The organism is Sphingomonas elodea ATCC 31461 (genome assembly GCF_000226955.1).
GTDB classification, from domain to species: domain Bacteria; phylum Pseudomonadota; class Alphaproteobacteria; order Sphingomonadales; family Sphingomonadaceae; genus Sphingomonas; species Sphingomonas elodea.
Genome location: NZ_AGFU01000059.1, coordinates 1 through 19,307 on the forward strand (window position 1 = coordinate 1; position 19,307 = coordinate 19,307).

At 68.1% G+C, this 19,307-nt stretch carries 16 protein-coding genes and 1 tRNA gene; 10 read left to right on the forward strand and 7 right to left on the reverse strand.

All coding sequences use genetic code 11. The features are described from left to right. The 5 genes from KK7_RS20900 to KK7_RS0115235 form a co-directional block, all read right to left on the reverse strand. On the reverse strand, window positions 1-1,702 hold a 1,702-nt coding region (locus KK7_RS20900), incomplete at its 3' end, for a TonB-dependent receptor plug domain-containing protein (protein WP_010545508.1). Between the two features lie 225 nt (window positions 1,703-1,927). Then, entirely contained in the window at window positions 1,928-4,666 is a 2,739-nt protein-coding gene (locus tag KK7_RS0115220; protein WP_010545509.1) for a TonB-dependent receptor, read from the reverse strand. Between the two features lie 194 nt (window positions 4,667-4,860). Then, entirely contained in the window at window positions 4,861-5,691 is an 831-nt protein-coding gene (locus KK7_RS0115225; RefSeq protein WP_010545510.1) for an alpha/beta fold hydrolase, read from the reverse strand. 384 nt (window positions 5,692-6,075) lie between these two features. Continuing rightward, window positions 6,076-6,151 (reverse strand) — tRNA-Ala (locus KK7_RS0115230). An 82-nt stretch (window positions 6,152-6,233) separates the two neighbouring features. Then, the gene (locus KK7_RS0115235; protein ID WP_010545511.1) at window positions 6,234-6,560 is read right to left on the reverse strand and encodes a TIGR02300 family protein; all 327 of its coding nucleotides are present in this window, start codon (window positions 6,558-6,560) and stop codon (window positions 6,234-6,236) included. A gap of 104 nt (window positions 6,561-6,664) precedes the next feature. On the opposite strand from KK7_RS0115235, the gene aroA reads away from it, so the two are divergent. The 3 genes from aroA to cmk all read left to right on the forward strand — a co-directional run bounded on the left by aroA (window position 6,665) and on the right by cmk (window position 9,744). Next, entirely contained in the window at window positions 6,665-7,993 is a 1,329-nt protein-coding gene (gene aroA / locus KK7_RS0115240) for a 3-phosphoshikimate 1-carboxyvinyltransferase (protein ID WP_010545512.1), read from the forward strand. Between the two features lie 204 nt (window positions 7,994-8,197). Next, a complete protein-coding gene (locus tag KK7_RS0115245; RefSeq protein WP_010545513.1) occupies window positions 8,198-8,941 on the forward strand; it encodes a hypothetical protein in 744 nt (247 codons plus the stop codon). 188 nt (window positions 8,942-9,129) lie between these two features. After that, complete coding sequence (cmk, locus tag KK7_RS0115250; protein ID WP_010545514.1) at window positions 9,130-9,744, forward strand: (d)CMP kinase; 615 nt, start codon at window positions 9,130-9,132, stop codon at window positions 9,742-9,744. Here cmk and KK7_RS0115255 read toward each other — a convergent pair. Both KK7_RS0115255 and KK7_RS21620 read right to left on the reverse strand, forming a co-directional pair. Next, entirely contained in the window at window positions 9,741-11,057 is a 1,317-nt protein-coding gene (locus KK7_RS0115255) for an MFS transporter (RefSeq protein ID WP_010545515.1), read from the reverse strand. The two genes, cmk and KK7_RS0115255, sit on opposite strands and share 4 nt — an antisense overlap. A gap of 202 nt (window positions 11,058-11,259) precedes the next feature. Beyond that, the gene (locus KK7_RS21620; RefSeq protein WP_010545516.1) at window positions 11,260-11,859 is read right to left on the reverse strand and encodes an alpha/beta hydrolase; all 600 of its coding nucleotides are present in this window, start codon (window positions 11,857-11,859) and stop codon (window positions 11,260-11,262) included. 134 nt (window positions 11,860-11,993) lie between these two features. Between KK7_RS21620 and KK7_RS0115265 the strand changes: the two genes are divergently transcribed. The 7 genes from KK7_RS0115265 to bfr all read left to right on the forward strand — a co-directional run bounded on the left by KK7_RS0115265 (window position 11,994) and on the right by bfr (window position 19,275). Then, entirely contained in the window at window positions 11,994-14,918 is a 2,925-nt protein-coding gene (locus tag KK7_RS0115265; RefSeq protein ID WP_158000022.1) for a sensor histidine kinase, read from the forward strand. A 111-nt stretch (window positions 14,919-15,029) separates the two neighbouring features. After that, complete coding sequence (locus tag KK7_RS0115270; RefSeq protein ID WP_029623331.1) at window positions 15,030-16,058, forward strand: sensor histidine kinase; 1,029 nt, start codon at window positions 15,030-15,032, stop codon at window positions 16,056-16,058. A gap of 65 nt (window positions 16,059-16,123) precedes the next feature. Continuing rightward, entirely contained in the window at window positions 16,124-16,531 is a 408-nt protein-coding gene (locus tag KK7_RS0115275) for a hypothetical protein (RefSeq protein ID WP_010545519.1), read from the forward strand. Between the two features lie 69 nt (window positions 16,532-16,600). Beyond that, window positions 16,601-17,266, forward strand: a complete 666-nt coding sequence (locus KK7_RS0115280; protein ID WP_010545520.1) for a nitroreductase family protein — start codon at window positions 16,601-16,603, stop codon at window positions 17,264-17,266. 9 nt (window positions 17,267-17,275) lie between these two features. Then, window positions 17,276-18,520 carry a DUF418 domain-containing protein gene (locus KK7_RS0115285; RefSeq protein ID WP_010545521.1) on the forward strand — a complete coding sequence of 415 codons (1,245 nt, stop codon included), beginning with the start codon at window positions 17,276-17,278 and terminating at the stop codon, window positions 18,518-18,520. Window positions 18,521-18,551: 31 nt separating this feature from the next. Continuing rightward, window positions 18,552-18,722, forward strand: coding sequence for a (2Fe-2S)-binding protein (locus tag KK7_RS22000; RefSeq protein ID WP_010545522.1), 171 nt, complete (start codon window positions 18,552-18,554; stop codon window positions 18,720-18,722). A gap of 70 nt (window positions 18,723-18,792) precedes the next feature. Then, window positions 18,793-19,275, forward strand: a complete 483-nt coding sequence (bfr, locus tag KK7_RS0115290) for a bacterioferritin (protein WP_010545523.1) — start codon at window positions 18,793-18,795, stop codon at window positions 19,273-19,275. The last annotated feature ends 32 nt before the right edge of the window (window positions 19,276-19,307 follow it).

A 19,307-nucleotide genomic window follows, 5' to 3' on the forward strand; every position in this document is an offset into this window, starting at 1 on the left:
CCACATCGGCCACGACATAGGGCGCAAGCGTCGGCCGATCGAACCCCAGCGTGACCGCGGGGCCGCCGCGCGGATAGTCGACCCGGGTGCGCCGCTGATAGCCGCTGTTGACGAAGCGGTGCCAGCTGCCCCCGGCCCGCAGCACCAGCCCGTCCCCCAGCGTGCGATCGAGCGCCAGCCGCGCCTGCACATTGCTGTTGTCGATCGCGTCGTCGCGCGCATCGGCACGCATCAGCCGCCATGCCGCAGGATCGGCCGGATCAAAGCCGTAGCTATTGCCCAGCCCCTCGCCGGTGGAAATCGTCTCGAACCCCTGGTTGCGCGCCTGCAGGAACACCTTGTCGAACACGGGGCCCCGAAAGGCCGATCGGTTGAACCCGGCGGTGAGTTGCACCACCGTCGCGTTGCCGATCGGGCGACGCAGCGACAATCCCGCCTGGTCGAACCGGGTGCGGTCGACCGTGCGCTTCGCCTCGGTTCGCAGATCGACGCCGGAATAGCGCGCGCTGGTCAGCGTATCGCCGACGATCGTCGCGGACAGCAGCCGCTGGGTGCCGGTGATGGTGCCCGTGAGGCCATTGTCACCTGCCGCGGCGAGCGACATCTCGTGGCGGTGGTTGGTGAGCGCGGCATGCACCCATTCGACGGTGAGATCGAGCCCGTCCTCGCCCGCATGCTGGATCGCCGTGACGAGGTTGAGACGATCGAAGCGGTTGATCCAGCTCGAATAGGTCGAAGCGCGCGGGCCAAAGACCGGGCGCGCGGCCCCGTCGACCAGCCGGGCACGCTGCCATGCCGGGATGCCCGGGCCGAGATTGGCCGCACCGAAGGTGATCGGCGCCCAGTCCCAGTTGCGATAGCCGAACTCCGCTACCTGGTTGCGGCTGAACGCCGCGCCCAGCAACACGCCCCACCGCGCGTTGCGGCGGGATATCTCCACCGCCGCCTGCGGGGTGGTCGCCATGCCGTTGCCGCCGGAGCGAGCGCGGAGCGACACCAGCGTCTCGTCGCCCGGCCGGTCGAACGGCCGCACCGTCTGCAGCGCGATGGTGCCGCCGATCCCGCCGATATCGACGTCGGCCGCCCAGTTCTTCTCCACCACCGCCTGGGAGAGAAGGCTCGCCTCGAACACCGAATAGTCGAAGCGGCGATTGCGACTGACCGATCCGCGATTGTCGAAGCCCGATGCGGTGGTAGCAAGCGCATCGACACCGTTCAGGGTCGTGCGCGTGAAGAGCGGCCCCAGGCCGCGCAGCGCGATCTGCCGCCCCTCGCCATTGTCCCGGCTGACCGCCACGCCCGGCAGCCGCTGAAGCGCATCGGCGACGTTGCGATCGGGGAAGTCGGCAATGTCCTGCGCACGCGTCACCTCGCGGACGCCGACGGCGCGGCGCTTGAGGATGACCGACTGGCGTACCGCCTCGCCATAGCCGGTCACGACGACCAGCGCCGGCTCGGGCGTGGGCGATGGAGTGGATACAGGCCCGCGCATCACCGGCCCCGGCACCACCACCCATCCGCCCGCGGCGGGACGCGCGACCAGCGGCAGCCCGGCCAGCGCGCGTGCGATCGCCTGCTCGATCGTCATCCGGCCGCGAACCGGCCGGGCCACCCGGATCGCGCCAGGCTGTGCCGTGAGGATCTCGACACCCGCCTGACGGGACAGCGCGCGCAGCACCTCGGCCAGCGGGCCGGCGGGCACGTCGAAACGGATGCTCCGAGCCTCCGTCGCCGCGCGCGTCTGGCACGACGCGGCGACGGGCGACAGCGATCCAAGGATCAGTGCCGCCCCAGAAACCCACCGGTACGATGCCCCACGCCCGCGCAGACCCTTGCCTCCGGTCCGGCGGCTATCAGGGCATCGTGACAGAATCTTGACCTTGGTCCCCGGGGGAAGCGGCATCGCAGCCGCCCCCGGGGTGCAGGTTCAGAACGAGATGCGCACGCCGCCCATCACCGTCGTACCCGCGCGGGTGACGACGTAGAGGCGCTGGCTGCTGTCCGAATACTGCTTCTCGCGCTGGTTGGTCAGGTTGATCGCATCGAAGGTCAGCTGGATCTTGTCCGTCAGGCTGTAGTGCGCCGAGGCATCCACATAGGTGGTCGCCGCATAGCCGGTCAGATCCTGATCCTTGCCGAGGCTCGTCGACACCGGCGCGGCGCTGTAGACGTAGCCGCTGCGATAGTTGGCGGAGACGCGGGCGTCGAACTTGCGGTCCTGATAATACAGGGTCAGGTTCGCGTTGACGTGGCTCAGCCCCTCCAGCGTGGTGCGGATCGCGTCCGGACCATAGATGGTGGTGTAGTCGTACTTCGAGTCGAGATAGCTGAAATTGCCCGCCGCGCCGAAGCGATCGAACGGCGCGGGCAGGAAGGCGAAATCGGCCTGGCCGGCCAGTTCGATCCCCACCAGATCGGTGCCGCCCAGGTTGATCGGACGCGAGAAGCTGGTGATGTTCGTATTCGCCGTGAGGCCCGGCGACAGGGTCGTCGGCAGCCCGGTCTCGCTGTACCGGACGTCGTTGACGGTCTTGGTCGCGATGAAGCCGTCGAGATGCTTGAAGAACGGGCCGACCGCGATGAAGCCGACCTTGCCGAAATAATATTCCAGTGACAGGTTGAGATCGGTCGACTTGTACGGCTTCAGGTTCGGATTGCCGACCGAGACGCTGTACTCGTTGTTGTCGCCGAGCGTGACCGAGCCGTTGGCCGCGAGCGAGCTGAGCCCCGGCCGGTTGATGTTCTGCCCCGCCGAGAAGCGGACGAGCATCCCCTTTTCCACCTCGAAGATCAGGTTGGCGGCCGGCAGCACGCCGTCATAGCTGCGCTCGATCCGCGCCTCGGCGGCGCCGGACGCCGCCCGCGATCCGAACGAGGCGATGCCCGTCGAGATCACGTTGGTGCGATAATAGCGCAGGCCGATATTGCCGCGGAACGGCATCGCGCCCAGCAGGTGATCCCACTGATACTGCGCGAACGCCGCCTTGGTGCGCTCTTCCACCGCATAGACGCTCTGCGGCGCGGAGAGGTTCGCCTCGCGGCTGACGTTCAGTTGCGCCAGCGCCTTGTCGTAATCGACGACCACCCAGTCCTGCCCGCTATAGCCGGTATAGACCTGCGCATAGTTGGCGATGTTGGAACTCACCGTGCCGGCGCGGAATTGCGGCAGCAGCACGTCGTCGGCGATCCGTGAATAGCCGCCGTTCTTGAACCGGCGCCATTCGCCGCCGAACACCAGCGTATCGTTGGGGGTCAGCGCATAGTCGAAGCTCAGCTTGCCGGTGTCGAACGCCGATTCCTGGAAGTTGGCAACCATGTCGATTTCGCGGGCATGCCAGTTCTTCGGGTCGGCGACGTTCCACTTGTAGGTGTTCTTCAGCGAATAGGTGCCCCCGCGATAGTCGGAGATGACGTCGCCATAGCCTTCCAGGTAGAACTTGTCGCTGACCGGCACGTCGAAGCTGGAACGCTCGACGCCGCCCAGAAAGCGCATTGTCAGTCCTTCGGCCAGCTCGGCATCGCCGCTGAACACCAGCTCCTTGAACACGTTCTTGGTCTGCTGGTTGCGGGTCTCGGTCGCGGTGTTGGCGCCCGACACGTCGAGATAATCGACCTCGTTCTGGTCGTTCCAGTGGATCGCGTTGACCTTGGAGTTCCTGTAGGTCACGCCCGCGAAGGTCTGCCCCCCGCCAAGCCAGGTCGATCCGCCGCCACCGCGCGAGGCGAGGTGCGTCTCGAAGCGCTTGCCCTTGAACGTGCCGTACAGGCCGTCGAGCGCGAGGTTGATCTTGTCGCTCGGCTTCCACTGGATCGCCGCGGTCAGGCCCAGCCGGTCCTGCGTGCTGTCCCAAACCGAAAGGCGGTTGCCGCGGGCGAAGCGCAGTTCGCCGGAGTTGATCTTGGCCTGCTCGGCGGCGGTCAGCGCGGAGAGGTCGCTGCCATTGGCCCGGTTGCGACGCCAGCGATAGGTGTTGATGCCCTCTTCCCGCGTGTCGCGGTGGCTGTAGGCACCCGAGACGAGGATGCCGAAGTCGCCCCAGTTCTTCGAAAGCAGGCCGGTGAAGCGCGGCTGCGCGTCCTTGGTCAGCGAATTGGTGCCGAGCTGCGCCGAGACCACCGCCTTGGTGCCCTTATAGTCGAACGGGCGCGCGGTGTGCAGGCCGACCGTGCCGGCGAGGCCGCCCTCGGTCTGCGAGGCCTGGTAGGATTTCTCGACGTCGACCCGGTTGAACAGCTCGGCGGCGAACAGGTTGAAGTCGAAGGCGCGGTCGCGCGAGTTCTGGCCGCGGCTGTCCTGCGGCGAATCGACATTGCCCAGCACTTCCATGCCGTTCAGCTGCACGCGGGTGAAATCGGGGCCCAGGCCGCGCAGGCTGATGCGGCGGCCTTCGCCGGCTTCGCGGTTGATCGCCACGCCCGGCAGGCGCTGGATCGCCTCGGCAAGGTTGAGGTCGGGAAACGCGGCGATGTCGTCGGCGGCGATCGAGTCCTGGATGATGGTCGATTTGCGCTTGAGCTCGCGGGCCTGTTCCAGGCTCGCACGATAGCCGGTGACGACGATGTCCTGCGGTGCGTCGGCGGCGGCCTGCTGGTCCTGGGCGAGCGCGGGCTGCGCGACACAGCCGAGCGCCGTCGTCACCAGCCAAAGGGTGCGCTTGTTCAACATGATCTTCGGTTTCCCCCTGGAATGCGGTCGTGCATGTACCGCGCGGCATGCGCGGCTCGACCGTGTAGAGGGCGCCAGAGCGCAAACGGGGACAGAAGAAATTTTTCAAAGTTTCGTGACGATTGTTACTGTTCAATGACATCGGTCTTGAAGGGCCGACGCGTGTTGCACCGCGCAAGACGCGCCGGCACGGATTACTTGCGAATGAAAGCAAGCAGATCCGGGTTGATTGTGTCGGCATGGGTGGTGAGCATGCCGTGCGGATAGCCTTTGTAGACCTTCAGCTCGCCCTTCTTGACCAGCTTTACCGCGCGCATCGCGGAGTCGGTGATCGGCACGACCTGGTCGTCATCGCCATGCAGGAACAGCACCGGCACCTGGATCCGCTTGAGATCCTCGGTCTGGTCGGTTTCCGAGAACGCCTTGATGCAGTCATACTGGGCCTTTGCCCCGCCCATCATGCCTTGGCGCCACCAGTTCTGGATCGTCCCCTGCGAGACCTTCGCTCCCGGGCGGTTGAAGCCGTAAAACGGTCCGGTCGGCACATCGAGATAGAATTGGGCGCGATTGGCGGCCAGCGCGGCGCGGAACCCGTCGAACACTTCCATCGGCGTTCCGCCGGGATTGGCCGCCGTCTTCAGCATCAGCGGAGGAATCGCGCCGACCAGCACCGCCTTGGCGACGCGCCCCGGCTTCGCACGTGCAACATAAGCTGCGACTTCGCCCCCGCCGGTCGAATGGCCGATATGCACGGCGTTCTTCAGGTCCAGCGCCTCGGCCAGTTCCACCACGTCCGCGGCATAGGTCGCCATGTCGTTGCCGGTGTCCGTCTGGGTCGAGCGGCCATGGCCGCGACGATCGTGCGCAATCACCCGGAAGCCCTGCTGCAGGAAGTACAGCATCTGCGCGTCCCAGTCGTCCGACGAGAGCGGCCAGCCATGGTGGAAGACGATCGGCTGGGCGGTCTTGGGGCCCCAGTCCTTGTAGAAGATGGTGGTGCCGTCCTTGACGGTGATCGTCGCCATGCTCGCGTCTCCACGCGCCGTGCGGTCCGGCGCCGCAGCTTGGGCGGCGGGTCCGACCGCCGCGACGGCGCCTAGCGCGAGCGCACCCTCGAGCAGCTCGCGGCGCGTGACGCCTGCCCTGTCTTCCAATCCGTTCATCCCCACGCTCCCTTGCACTTCGCATCGGGCGCGTCCGACACGCCCGCTTGGACGCACCGGTGATGGCAGCAGCGTTACGGCCGCGAAATCGAACGGAGGTATAGGGGGGCCCCCGCGTGTGGAGGGGGCGGCGCGCGATGCGGAGGGTTCTGTGCCGGATCGAACGATAGGGCGCGAATGGGGGCAAGATCGCCCTTCCAGCCCTCAGACAAGGATCGCTGCCGACGATGTCGTGGAGGGGGGAAATGGTGGAGCCGAGGGGGATCGAACCCCTGACCTTCGCAATGCCATTGCGACGCTCTCCCAGCTGAGCTACGGCCCCATTCCCCGGGAAGGCGGCCCCTCTATAAGGGCCTCGCCGGGTTGGCAAGCGCCTTTTTCGCGCTTGCCAACTTTTTTCGAATTTACTGCTCGTCGTCGTCGCTGACGGTCTCGACGCCCAGGTCGTCGTCGCCGCCCAGATCGACGTCGTCGTCCGGCGAGGGCTCCTCGTCGTCCGCACCGATGTCCAGATCGTCATCGCCCACCAGATCCGAGTCCTCGGCTTCCGGCTTGTCGGCATTGGCCTTCACCGCCTCGAACGGCAGCGGCTGCTTCGATTTCAGGATCGGCTCGGGCTCCCAGGCATAGCCGCAGTTGATGCAGGTGACCGGCTCGTCCTTGGTCAGATCATAGAAGCGCGTACCGCACTTCGGGCAGCTGCGCTTGGTGCCCCATTCCGGCTTCACCATGTGTTGCCTCTTCGCCTTTCGCTGTGTTCGGAGATTTCGGGATGTGATCCCGGAAAGTGGGGCGCGCCTTGCCATGCCGCAAGCCGCCTGTCAAAGCCGCGCCCATGTCGAACACCGATCCCCGCCCTCTCACCCTCGCCGCCCGCGGTCCGCTGCGCGGCACCGTCACCGTCCCCGGCGACAAGTCGATCAGCCACCGCGCGATCATGTTTTCCGCACTCGCGGTCGGCGAAAGCCGGATCGAGGGGCTGCTGGAGGGCGAGGACGTGCTCGCCACCGCCGCCGCGATGCGGGCGATGGGCGCCGAGGTGGAACGCGGTGAAGACGGCATCTGGCGCGTCCACGGCGTCGGCGTCGGCGGGCTGCAACAGCCGGCCCAGGCGCTCGACATGGGCAATAGCGGCACCTCCACCCGCCTGCTGATGGGGCTGGTCGCCTCCCATGGCATCACCGCCACCTTCACTGGCGATGCCTCGCTCTCCGGCCGCCCGATGGGCCGGGTGATCGAGCCTTTGAGCCAGATGGGCGCCGAGATCACCGCCAGCCCCGGCGGTCGTCTGCCGCTGATGCTCCGCGGCATGTGCCCGGCGGTGCCGATCGCATATACCCTGCCCGTCGCCTCGGCGCAGGTGAAGTCGGCGATCCTGCTCGCCGGGCTCAACACGCCCGGCATCACCCGCGTGATCGAGCCCGTTCCCACCCGCGACCATAGCGAGCGGATGCTGCGCGGCTTCGGCGCCGAACTGACCGTGGAGGACTCGCCCGAGGGCAAGATCATCTCGGTCACCGGCGAGGCCGAGCTCAAGCCCCAGCACATCGTCGTGCCGGGTGATCCCTCCTCGGCCGGCTTCTGGATGGTGGCGGCGTCGATCGTGCCCGGCTCCGAAATCACCATCGCCAATGTGTGCATGAACCCGACGCGGACCGGCCTGATCACCGCGCTGCGGCTGATGGGGGCGGACATCGCCGAGACCAACGCCCGCACCGTCGGCGGCGAGCCGGTGGCCGATCTCGTCGTCCGCCATGCAGCCCTGAAGGCGATCGAGGTGCCCGCCGATCTCGCCCCGAGCATGATCGACGAGTATCCGGTGCTGTTCGTGGCCGCCGCACTGGCCGAGGGCCGCACCGTCGCGCGCGGCGCGCACGAGCTGCGCGTCAAGGAATCGGACCGGATCAGCACGATGCGCACCGCGCTGGAAGCCTGCGGCGTGGTGACCGAGGAGTTTGAGGACGGCCTCGCCATCCAGGGCTCGGGCGGCGCGCCGCTCGCCGGCGGGGGCACGGTCGCGACCCGGCTCGACCACCGGATCGCGATGAGCATGACCGTCGCCGCGCTTGCCGCCGCGCAGCCCATCGCCATCGACGACGTGGCACCGGTGGCGACCAGCTATCCCAATTTCTTCCCGACGCTGGAATCGCTTACCAAGGCCTGACACGTACAGGAACCGCAAGCGCCAGGCAGAGCACCCCCGCCGGCTCATTTTTGTTTCGACTTTACCTTGCGAGATCTTTAACAGATCTGGCCTGCAACTCCGCCTTCACCTGCGCCCCTGATAAAGCGCAGGCGAAGGCGAGATGCCCATAAAAATTCTTGCTGGGTCGCATCCAGAATCGATGCCGATTGACAGGAGAACTTTATGTCGACCCAGTCCATCTCCATTAGCCTGACGCCGGATACGGTCCAGGCGCTGGTCCAGAACGGCTATAGTCTGTACGCATTTCGCGGCGTCAACTCCAGTATCGCCTCGGCTTGTCCGACCCTGTGGTTCCGATCCCAGACGTTCGGCATGGCCACCCGGATCGAGTGGGCGAACGAATATGCGGCCTATGTGTCGCTGCAGACCGCGTTGCCGGACGGTGCGACGATTACCGCTTCGTCCAGCTACGACATCAGTCCGGGCTCGACGCTGCAGGTAACGGGCAGCACGGGTAGCGGCACGGTCCAGCCGTCGGGCACGCCGGGTGCGATCGGCATCGCGAACGAGACCGGCGAACAATTCACCTGCGGCATTTCGCAAGCCTCGTCGGGAGGATCCGCCCCCTTGTGCGCCGCGCCCCTGCTGGGCTGGAATCTCAATCTTTTCCAGCCGGCGAACACGGTGTTGCTGGCGTTCGAGGCGGCGTCCCGGAACGTGGGGAGCGTGACTCACCGGCTGCTGGCGCCGTCACTGTTGATCGACATGTCGGCCCCGGGCGCCGATTCCGCGTCGGTCACCTATGATATCAGCCACGGCTGGACCGGGGACGCTGCCACAACACTCTATCCTGCGGGCACGGACATAACGGCGCTGCTGATCCGGCAGAACCAGACCCTGGCGGCGGCCGGCGCCCTGGGCGCGCAACGCCTCCAGGGTGCCGCGATGCAGCCAATGGCGGATTGAGTGAGGCTCCGGCGATCGCGCGAACCGGCCGAGGCCGTGCGCTCGCCGGGGTTCGCCGCGCGCCGACCGCCCGGATCCGATCGGAGCGGGTGCAGGTCCGGCCGCGCGCTGCGACGGTGCCGCAAGGCCGCCGCCCCCGCCCGTCGAGAAATACTTGACGGACGGCATCCACACCGCGAACTGGCCGGATGATCATCGCTGTCGACGGACCCGCGGCTTCGGGCAAGGGCACGATCGCCCGCGCGCTCGCCCGCCATTATGGCCTGCCCCATCTCGATACCGGCCTGCTCTATCGAGCGGTCGCCGCCTCCGTCCTGCGAGAGGGGCTCGACCCCGCCCGGGAAGCCGATGCGGTTGCAGCCAGCGGCTTTGACGATGCCCTGCTCGCCGATCCGGAGCTCCGCACCGATGCGGTGGGCCAGGTCGCGTCGATCGTCTCGGCCCACCCCCTGGTGCGTGCCGCCCTGCTCCAGCGCCAGAAGAAGTTCGCCCAGCAGGCCGGCGGCGCGGTGCTCGACGGCCGCGACATCGGCACGGTCATCGCTCCCCAGGCCGATGTGAAGCTGTTCGTGAAGGCGACGCCGATGATCCGCGCCCAGCGCCGCCACCTGGAGCTGCGCAAGGCGGGGCAGAATGTCAGCCTCGACAAGGTGCTGGCCGACATCCGCGCCCGCGACGACCGCGACTCGCGGCGCAGCGAGGCGCCGCTGACCCAGGCGACCGACGCGGTTACGCTGGACACCAGCTTCCTGTCGATCGACGCCGCCGTGCAGCGCGCGATCGAGATCGTCGAGCGCCGCTAGGCGCGCTCGGCGGCACCCCGCTGCCGCGCGGCGAGCAGGAAGATGGCGGCGCCCGCCACCAGCGATCCCGCGCTCATCACCAGCGCGACGCCCGGCAGGGCATAGCCGAGCCCGAACAGCAATCCGGCGCAGGCCGGGGCGAGCGCCGAGCCGCCGCGGCCGATGCCGATGATGAAGCCGGTCGCGCTCGCCCGGACATCCGCCGGGAAGCAGCGCGCGACCAGCGCATAGAGCGCGACGACCCCGGCATTGGTGAACGCCCCCGTCGCCGCCGCGACCAGCGACAGCTGCGCCAGATCCTTCTGCCCCTGGCCGAACAGGATCACCGCGATCGCCGCGACCAGCATCACGCTGCCCGCCAGCGGCAACAGCCGCAGCCGCGTCGCCAGCACGGCGAACATCACCGATCCGCAAACCCCGCCGACATTCGCCCAGACCAGTACCGACGCCGCCGAGGATGCCGGAAAGCCCATGTCCACGACGATCTTCGGGATCCACTTCAGGATGAAGTAGAAGGTCATGATGTGCCCCAGATAGGCCAGCGTCAGCAGCACGGTCGGCAGGCGCAGGGTCCGTTCGAACAGCCGGGAAAGCGGGATGCGCGGCCGATCGGCCCGCCGCGGGGCGAGCGCGGCGATCGCCGGCTTGCCCATGCGCGCGAGGGCATGGTTGATCCGCGCGAGCGCGCCGTCCGGCCGCCGGTCGGCGAGGAAGGCCACGGTCTCCGGCACCCGCCACAGCACCAGCGGGATGAACAGCAGGGTCACCACGCCGCCGAACTGGAAGACGATCGGCCAGCCATGGTGCCGCAGCAGCACCGCGCAGATCGAGCCGCCGATGATCGCCCCCACCGGATAGCCGCCGGCCATCAGCGATACCGCGAAGCTGCGCCGCGCGGCATTGCCCGTTTCGGCCGCCGCCGCGTTGGTTGCCGCCAGCATGCCGCCCACGCCAAGCCCGGTCACCACCCGGCAGAGCGACAGGCTGGTCACGTCCCAGGATGCCGAGGCGCTGAACATGCCCGCTGCCATCAACACCAGGCACCCGAGCATCACCGTCCGTCGCCCGACCTGGTCCGCCAGCCCGCCGAGTATCAGCGATCCTGCCGCCATGCCGATCAGTTCCATCGACAGCACGATGCCGAGCACGGTGCGGTCCACGCCCCAGGCCGCGGAAATGCCCGGTGAGGCAAAGCTGATCGACAGCACGTCGAACCCGTCGAGCGCGTTGAGCCCGACCAGGATGGCGACGACCCACCACTGGAAACGCGACATCGGCGATTCGTCGATCAGCCGCTGCGGATCGTCAGGCATTGCGCTCTCCCGGAACTCGACATTATTGCTATATCTAATAACAAATTTATGTGGGTTCGAACGGGAACGCAAGCACACTCATCCGCCGTCGTAGAGGCGGCGGTGGGTTCAGTCAGCCTTCGCTGGAGTTTGGGATTACGCGGCCGGAGCCAACTGCATTACCTGCCAGCTTCCGGATCTTCCTTCACCGAACCGGAACCGTTCAGTCTTCGGCGGGGGAAAGCACTGCGGCGAGCGCGTCGGCGGTCTGGGCGCGGCGCTCTACGATGCTCGCGGTCATCCGCAGCACCAGATCGCGCGCGCCGTGCCAGTGGCTGCCGCTGCGGCGGGCATGCGGCAGTTGCGGCAGGCCGCCAACCGCGCTGCCCCAGCCGGTCGCCAGCGCCTGCACCCGTTCGGCCACCGCCGCGTCGGGCGTCTCGCCGCTCAGCAGCAGCGAAGGGAAGGGCAGTCGCGTCCGGGGCGAAGCGAAGTGCTGGGCGTCGCCCTCGCCCGCGATCGGATCGATCAGCAGCGCAGCGGCAACCCGGTTGATATAGTCGCGCGGCGAGAGCCGGGCCCACCAGGTCGCCGCGAAGCAGCTCGCGCCGTTCGCCACCAGCAGCACCGGCCGCTCGGCATGGAGGATGGCCGAATCGAGCTTCGCCGCCCACAGGCTGCGCTGCCGCAGCGTCGCTTCCGAATAATCGAGATGCGCATCGGTGCACAGCTGCGCCCCGAACAGCGCCGAAAGCGCACGGGCCGGGCCGCTGCCCGTGCTTATCACCGAAAATCGTTCGAGCGGGGTCGTCGCAAGCGTCATGGCGAGGCATCCCGATTCCAAGTTCGCCGAGGCTATATCCGAGCGCGAAGCTGTGCAATGCGGATTCGGTGGGCGCGTATCGCAGCGGGCGCACGGCCCGGCGCGGCCGGACAGGGAACAGGATGCGGAAGCGGATGCGGAAACGGACGGCCCGGTGGATGCTGCTCGCCGCGTCGCTGCTCGCCGCGGCGCCTGGCGCGGCGCAGGCGGCTCCCGCGGCCAACCAGGGCTTGGCCGGCTACAATCTGCGCGTGTGGAACCTCGTCGACGGCGCGCCGCCGGAAATCTGGGCGCTCGCCCAGTCCGCGGAGGGCTATCTGCTGCTCGGCACCGGCGCCGGCCTCTATCGCTTCGACGGGATCAATTTCGAGCGGATGCTGCCCAGGGTCGGCAGCTTCCCCTCGAACAACATCACCGCGCTGCTCGCGCTGCCGGACGGCGCGATCTGGATCGGCTTCTTCAGCGGCCAGGTCGCGCGATGGAAGAATGGGCGACTCGACTGCTTCCTGACGAGCAGCGCCTCGCCCGTCGAGCAGTTCGCGCGCGGCCGGGACGGCATGCTCTGGGCCGCGCGAAGCGGGCCGGAAGGCGGCCTGTTCCGCTTCGACGGCAAGGGCTGGACGCGCGTCTCGCTGGGCGAGAGCATGGCCGAGCGCCAGACGCGCAGCGTGCTCGCCGCCCGCGACGGCAGCCTGTGGGTGACCACCGATCGCCAGCTGCTCGTCCGGCGCCCCGGCGCAACCGGCTTCACGGCCGTGCGACCGAGCAGCGGGGCCGCCCGCCTGGCCGAGGCCCCGGACGGACGGATCTGGACCTCGGGGGCAGGCAAGGACACGCCCGAGCTGGCATCGACGCCGGTCCCCGCCGACCTTCGCGCGCCGCTGGCGGACCGGATGCTCTTCGGGCGCGACGGCACGTTGTGGCAGTCTGTATTCTCCGGCGGGGTGCTGCAGGTCCGCGGGCTCGATCGCGCTACGCCGAACTTCGCCCGGCTCGGGCCGCTGGAGGGCCTCCCCTCCCCGGTCGCGGTGCCGCTGCTGGAGGATCGCGAGCGGAACGTCTGGATTGGCACCAATCTCGGGCTGGTGCGGCTCCGGCCGGTCAGCGCGGTGACCGCGCTGCGGCTCGGCGCGAAACCCGCGGGCGTGTTCGAAGTCGCCGCCACCGACGACGGCACCGTCTATGCCCTGTACCGCCAGCAGCTCTATCGGGTGCGACCCGGCGCTCCGATCACGCGGCTGATGACGGTCCCCGGCCATGCCACCGTGATCGAGGCCGAGGGGCGCGACCTGATCATCGGCCTGCGCGGCAGGGTGCTGCGCCTGCGCGGAGATCGGCTGGAGCGGCTCGACATGCCCCCGCCACCGGGCGACGTGACGTCCTGGTCGCGCGATGCCGGCGGGACCGTCTGGATCACCATCGCCAATCGCGGGGTGTTCCGCCTGGTCGCCGGCGCGTGGCGGCCCGCGCCGATCGCCTCTCCGCTGGCGCAGCCGCAAGCGGCCCATGCGGTCTCCGGCCGGGGCGGCGGCGGGTGGCTGTTCGCGCACGACCTGCTGCTGCGCCGGGGCGGCGACGCCTTTCGCCTGCTGCCGCGGGACGCGCAGCCCAAGGTCGGCCACATCCACCTCCTCTCCTTCGGCCCTGCGGGGATGCTGGTCGGCGGCGAGACCGGGCTGGCGCGGCGGGTGGGCGACCGGTTCGAGACGCTGCCCCTCCGCAGCGCGCCGGACCTGGCCGGGATCAGCGGCATCGTCCAGGCGCCCGACGGTACCGTCTGGATCAACACCGTGCACGGCCTGATCCGCACCACCATAGGCGATCTCGATGCGGCGTTCGCCCGGCCCGGCATGCCGCTGCGGCTGCAGCTGTTCGGTGCCGGCGACGGGCTGCCCGGGGTCGCCCAGCAGGACGAGCATCGCTCCACCGCGGTGCGCGGCGGCGACGGGCGGCTGTGGGTCTCGAACACGCTGGGCTTCGGCTGGATCGATCCCGCGCGCATCGTCCGCAACGCGCTGCCGCCGCAGGTGGTGATCCGCAGCCTCACCGCGAACGGTACGGTCTATCCTGCGCCCGGCACGATCGCGCTGCCCGCCGGCACCGCCAATCTGCGCATCGCCTATACTGCGCTCAGCCTTGCCGAGGCGGAGCGCGTCCGGTTCCGCTACCGGCTGGTCGGCGTCGACCGGAACTGGGTCGACGCGGGCAGCGCGCGAGAGGCCTATTACGCCAATCTCGGTCCGGGTGAGTGGCGCTTCCAGGTGATCGCCGCGAACAATGACGGCGTATGGAGCGACGAGGGCACCACCGTGCACTTCACCATCGCACCACGCTACTACCAAACCACCTGGTTTCGCGTGCTGGCGATCGGCCTCGGTGCGGGGCTGCTCTGGCTGCTCTATGCGTGGCGACTGCGCGAGCAGATGGCACGTGGCCGCGCGCGGGCGGAGGCGCAGATCGCCGAGCGCGAACGGATCGCCCGCGAGCTACACGACACGCTGCTCCAAAGCATGCAGGGGCTGATGTTGCGCTTCCAGGCCGCGTCCTACGCCACCGAGCCGGGATCGCAGGCACAGGCCCTGCTGGATTCCGCGCTGGACCGCGCCGACGACGTGATGCTCGAAGCGCGCGACCGGGTGCTGGCGTTGCGCCAGATCCACGCACCTGGCGATCCCCAGCCGCTGATCGAGGAACTCGCCCGCTGCCTCGCCGAGGAAGGCCTGGCGGTATCGGTGACCCGCGAGGGCCCGCTGCTGCGCTACCAGCCCGCCCAGCTCGAGCAGATATTGGCGATCGTACAGGAAGCGCTGGCGAATGTCCGCCGCCATGCCGGCACCTCTGCTGCAACGGTGGCGCTGCGCAGCGGGCGGGAAGGGATCGCGATCGAGGTCCGCGATTCCGGGAGCGGCATTCCGCCTGCGATCGCCGCGCAAGGCGGCCGGCACGGCCACTACGGCCTGCAAGGCATGCGGGAGCGCGCCGAGGCGTTGCGCGGCACCTTGACCATCGCTCCGGCGACGCCGCACGGCACCATCGTGCATCTCATCGTGCCACGATAAGCTGGTACTTGCGTCTGCATTGTTTCTGAACGATGAGGAGTGCCGCCCGGCCCCTTCCCCGTTGGGAAGCCGCGTGTTCTTCATGGACGGGTCGGGGTTTCACGGGTGGCAATGACATCGTTTGATCGCACGCTGCAGCGCTTGCCACTACTCGCGGGACGGCGAGCCTTGGCCTATGCGATCACGCTGGGCTTCTGCGTCGCCGCCTGGTGGCTGCGCCTGGTGCTGGATCCGCTCTTTCCGCCGGGCTACCCGTATCTCACCTTCTTCCCGGCGGTGATCCTCGCCTCGTTCCTGTTCGGGCGCGGGCCTGGTATCGCGGCGGCGATCCTGTGCGGGCTGCTTGCCTGGTACTATTTCATCCCGCCGGCGCGCAGCTTTGAGCTGGGGCGGGGCACCCCGGTCGCCCTGTTCTTTTATGCGGGCGTGGTGACGGTCGACATCCTGCTCGTCCACTGGATGCAGGTGGCGAACGGGCGGCTGGCCGCCGAGCGCGAGCGTAGCGCACGCCTGGCCGAGCGTACCGAGATCCTGTTCGAGGAACTACAGCACCGCGTGTCGAACAACCTCCAGATGGTGGGCGCAATGCTGTCGCTTCAGCGGCGCACGATCGTCGATGGCGAGGCCAAGCGCGCAATCGGGGAGGCCGCGGAGAAGCTGCAGCTGATCGGTCGCATCCAGCGCCGTCTGTATGGCAACAAGGGCGAGCCGCTGGCGCTGGACGCCTTCGTGACCGCGCTGGTCGAGGATCTCGCCGCGAGCAGCGGCAAGCCCGGTATCCGGCACGAGGTAGAAGCGAACAGCGCGCTGATGCTGCCGCCGGACCGAGCGATCCCGCTGGCGCTGATTATAGCCGAGTCCATCGCCAACGCCGTCGAGCATGGCTTTGCCGAGCGCGAGACGGGCAGTATCCTGGTGACTGTCTGCGCTGCCGAGGCGCGCCTGTCGCTCACGATCCGCGATGACGGGCACGGGCTGCCCACGTCCTTCGACCTGGCGAGCGCCGACAGCCTTGGGCTGCGCATTGCCCGCAATCTCGCCCAGGGGATGGGCGCGGAGTTGCACATCGCCCCCGCAGCACCTGGCACGCTCGTCACGCTGCGCAACGTGCCCATCGACGCTTGCCCGCGCGCGGACTGATCGCGATCAAGGCTGCTGGTGCGGATCGGCCGCATGGAGTAGACTGATCGTATCGGAGGGCGGCCATGGAACAGCGTTCTAGCACCCCAATATCGGCGCGGCTGGGCTTCAAGCCCGGCATGCGGGTCTGGTTTCACGACATGCCGCCGGCGATTCGCGCAGCGATCGCGCCCGAACGGGCAGCCCTGGAAGAACTCGGCTGTGCCAGCGACGGCATCCAGGCAGCGCATCTCTTCGCCTCCCGGCGCGACCATCTCGAACGGGAACTGGGCGCACTGCGGGCGTTGCTCGCCGTCAATGGGTTCTGCTGGGTCTCATGGCCGGAAGCGCAGACCGGCGGAGACTTGGACGGGCAGGTCGTCGCGGACCTCGCCGCGGCGCAGGGCTGGGCCGAACGCGACCGCTGCGCACTGGATGGCTGGGCAGGGATGAAGCTGGCACCCATGACGCCTGCGACCGCCCGTGGCGGCTAGGCTCGCTTCCGCACAACAACCGAATGGACATGCACCGCGTAATCGGCGAGGTTGCCTGGCAACATTGTCATGAACTCGATTATGCGGCCCTGGATACCCGAAACCGATCTGCCCGATCATGAGCGGACGGCCCGTGCCGCCGCATTCTGCGAACGCATGGCGAGCCGCCATAGCTGCCGTAGTTTCTCGTCCAAGCCGGTGCCGCGTGCCGTGATCGAAGCGTCCATCGCCGCCGCCGGCAACGCGCCCAGCGGCGCGAATCGCCAGCCCTGGCATTTCGCCGCGCTCTCCTCCGCCGGCGCCAAGACCGCGCTGCGCGTGGCGGTGGAGGAGGAAGAGCGCCATTTCTACGGCGGCATCGGCGGCAGCGAGTGGCAGGGCGTGCTGCGCGACCTTGGCGCGAAAGCGGACAAGCCGTATCTGGAGATCGCGCCCTGGGTACTCGTAGCCTTCGGACAGACCCGGGCGAGCGAGACCGATCTGTTCCCCAATCCGCAAGTCACCGAGAGCGTCGGCATCGCCTGCGGTCTGCTGATCTCGGCACTGCACCTGGCAGGCCTGGCGACGCTGGTCCACACCGCCACCCCCGCGCGCTTTCTCAATCGGCTGTGCCGCCGGCCGGAGCATGAGCGCCCGATCCTGCTGATCGTCGTCGGCCATCCTGCTGCCGACGCCGCAGTGCCTGCGGCGGCGCTGGAACGCAAACCTCTCGATCAGATCGCCAGCTGGCTTTAAGCGCGGCGGGTGCACAGCCCCCCACCCACCCGCCTGCTATCCCTCGATCTCGTCCGGGGCGTCGCCCTGCTCGGCATCCTTCTGCTCAACATCGTCAGCTTCGCCATGCCCGAAGCCGCCTATTTCAATCCGCGCGCCTATGGCGGCTGGCACGGCGCGGACCGGATCGTCTGGCTGGTCAACTTCCTGTTCTTCGACGGGCGGATGCGCGGGCTTTTCTCCTTCCTGTTCGGCGCCTCGCTGCTGATCGTGACCGACGCGGCGGAGGCAGCGGGGCGTGCGCCTGCGCGCGCCCATTATGCCCGGATGGCCTGGCTGCTGGTGTTCGGCCTCGCGCATCTGTGGCTGGTCTGGCACGGGGATATTCTCGCCCATTATGCACTGGCCGGCATGATCGCCTACCCGCTGCGCCGTCTGCCGCTGCCGCAGTTGCTCGGCCTGGGCGGCGTGCTGGTACTGGCAAGCACCGCCGTCTTCGCCATGCTGGCGCACGATGCCTGGCGACTGTCGCTGCTTCCACCCGGCACCCACACTACCGCTTCCGCACTGGTCAACGCCTTCGGCACACCGCCGCAAAGCCGGATTGCCGCCGAACTGGCGGTGCATCGGGGCAGCTATGCCGGCGTGGTCGCACACCGGTTCGACGAATATGCCGGCACGCCGATCGCGATGCTGAGTCTCTATGGCTGGCAGACGCTCGCCTATATGCTGTTCGGCATGGCGGCGCTGCGCAGCGGACTGCTCACCGGCGACTGGCCCCGGGCCCGCCTGCTGCGCTGGTGGCGACGGAGCTGGGCGATCGCGCTGCCGGTCTATGCACTGCTATCCGTGTGGCTCATCGCGGCGCAGTTCAGCCTGTTCGCGGTGCTGACGGCGGCGGTCACCCTGCCCGAGCTGGTGCGCCCGGTTGCGATTCTCGGCTGGGCCTGCCTGATCCTGCTGCTCGCCCGGCCCGACGGCTGGCTGACCACCCGTATCGCCGCGGTCGGCCGAATGGCCTTCTCCAACTATATCGCCACGAGCCTGCTCTGCGTGCTGCTGTTCGACGGCTACGGGCTCGGCTGGTTCGGCCAGTTGTCGCGCTGGCAGCTCTATCCGGTGGTGGCAGTCGTCTGGGCGATGCTGCTGGCATGGTCGGCGCCTTGGCTGGCACAATTTCGCTATGGCCCATTGGAATGGCTCTGGCGCAGTCTCGCCCGCGGCCGCCTGCAACCCATTCGCAATAGCCTTGCGAATCGCTCGCAGTTGCACTAGGTCTTATGCAGCGAGAGAGTCGAGGGATTCCATGGTCGTCTGCGTGTGCAATGCCCTGCGGGAACGTGAAGTACGGGAAGCGGCGCGATCCGGCGCGCAAAGCGCCTGCCAAGCCTATCGCGCGCTCGGCTGCCAGGCCAAGTGCGGCCAGTGCGTTCCCTTCGCCCGCGCTATCATCGCCGAGGAACGTGCTGCCGCCTGAAATCACTTCGGCGGTTTCGTCCCGATCGTTTCGCGGCTAGATTGCCGCCCGAACGAAAAGGGATATGCACATGAAGGGCGACGCAAAGGTTCTCGAATATCTGAACGAGGTGCTCAAGAACGAACTCACCGCGATCAATCAATATTGGCTGCACTATCGCATGCTCGATCACTGGGGCGTGCAGAAGCTCGCGCAGTTCGAGCGCCACGAGTCGATCGACGAGATGAAGCATGCCGACTGGCTGTCGGAGCGCATCCTGTTCCTCGACGGGCTACCCAATTTCCAGCTGCTCGGCCGCCTTCGCATCGGCGAGACGGTAGAAGAGCTGCTCCGCGCCGATCTGGCGCTGGAAGTCGAAGCGATCGCCGTGCTCCGCGACGCTATCCAGCATTGCGAAACCGTGCGCGACTTTGTCAGCCGCGACCTGTTCCTGAAGATCCTCGAGAGCGAGGAAGAGCATGTCGACACGCTGGAGCGCCAGTTCGACATGATCGAGCGGATGGGCCTGGAGAACTACATCCAGCTCAACAGCAAGCCGACCGAGGCGGAATAAGCTGGTCCCGAAGGGGGGGGGGGGGGGGGGGG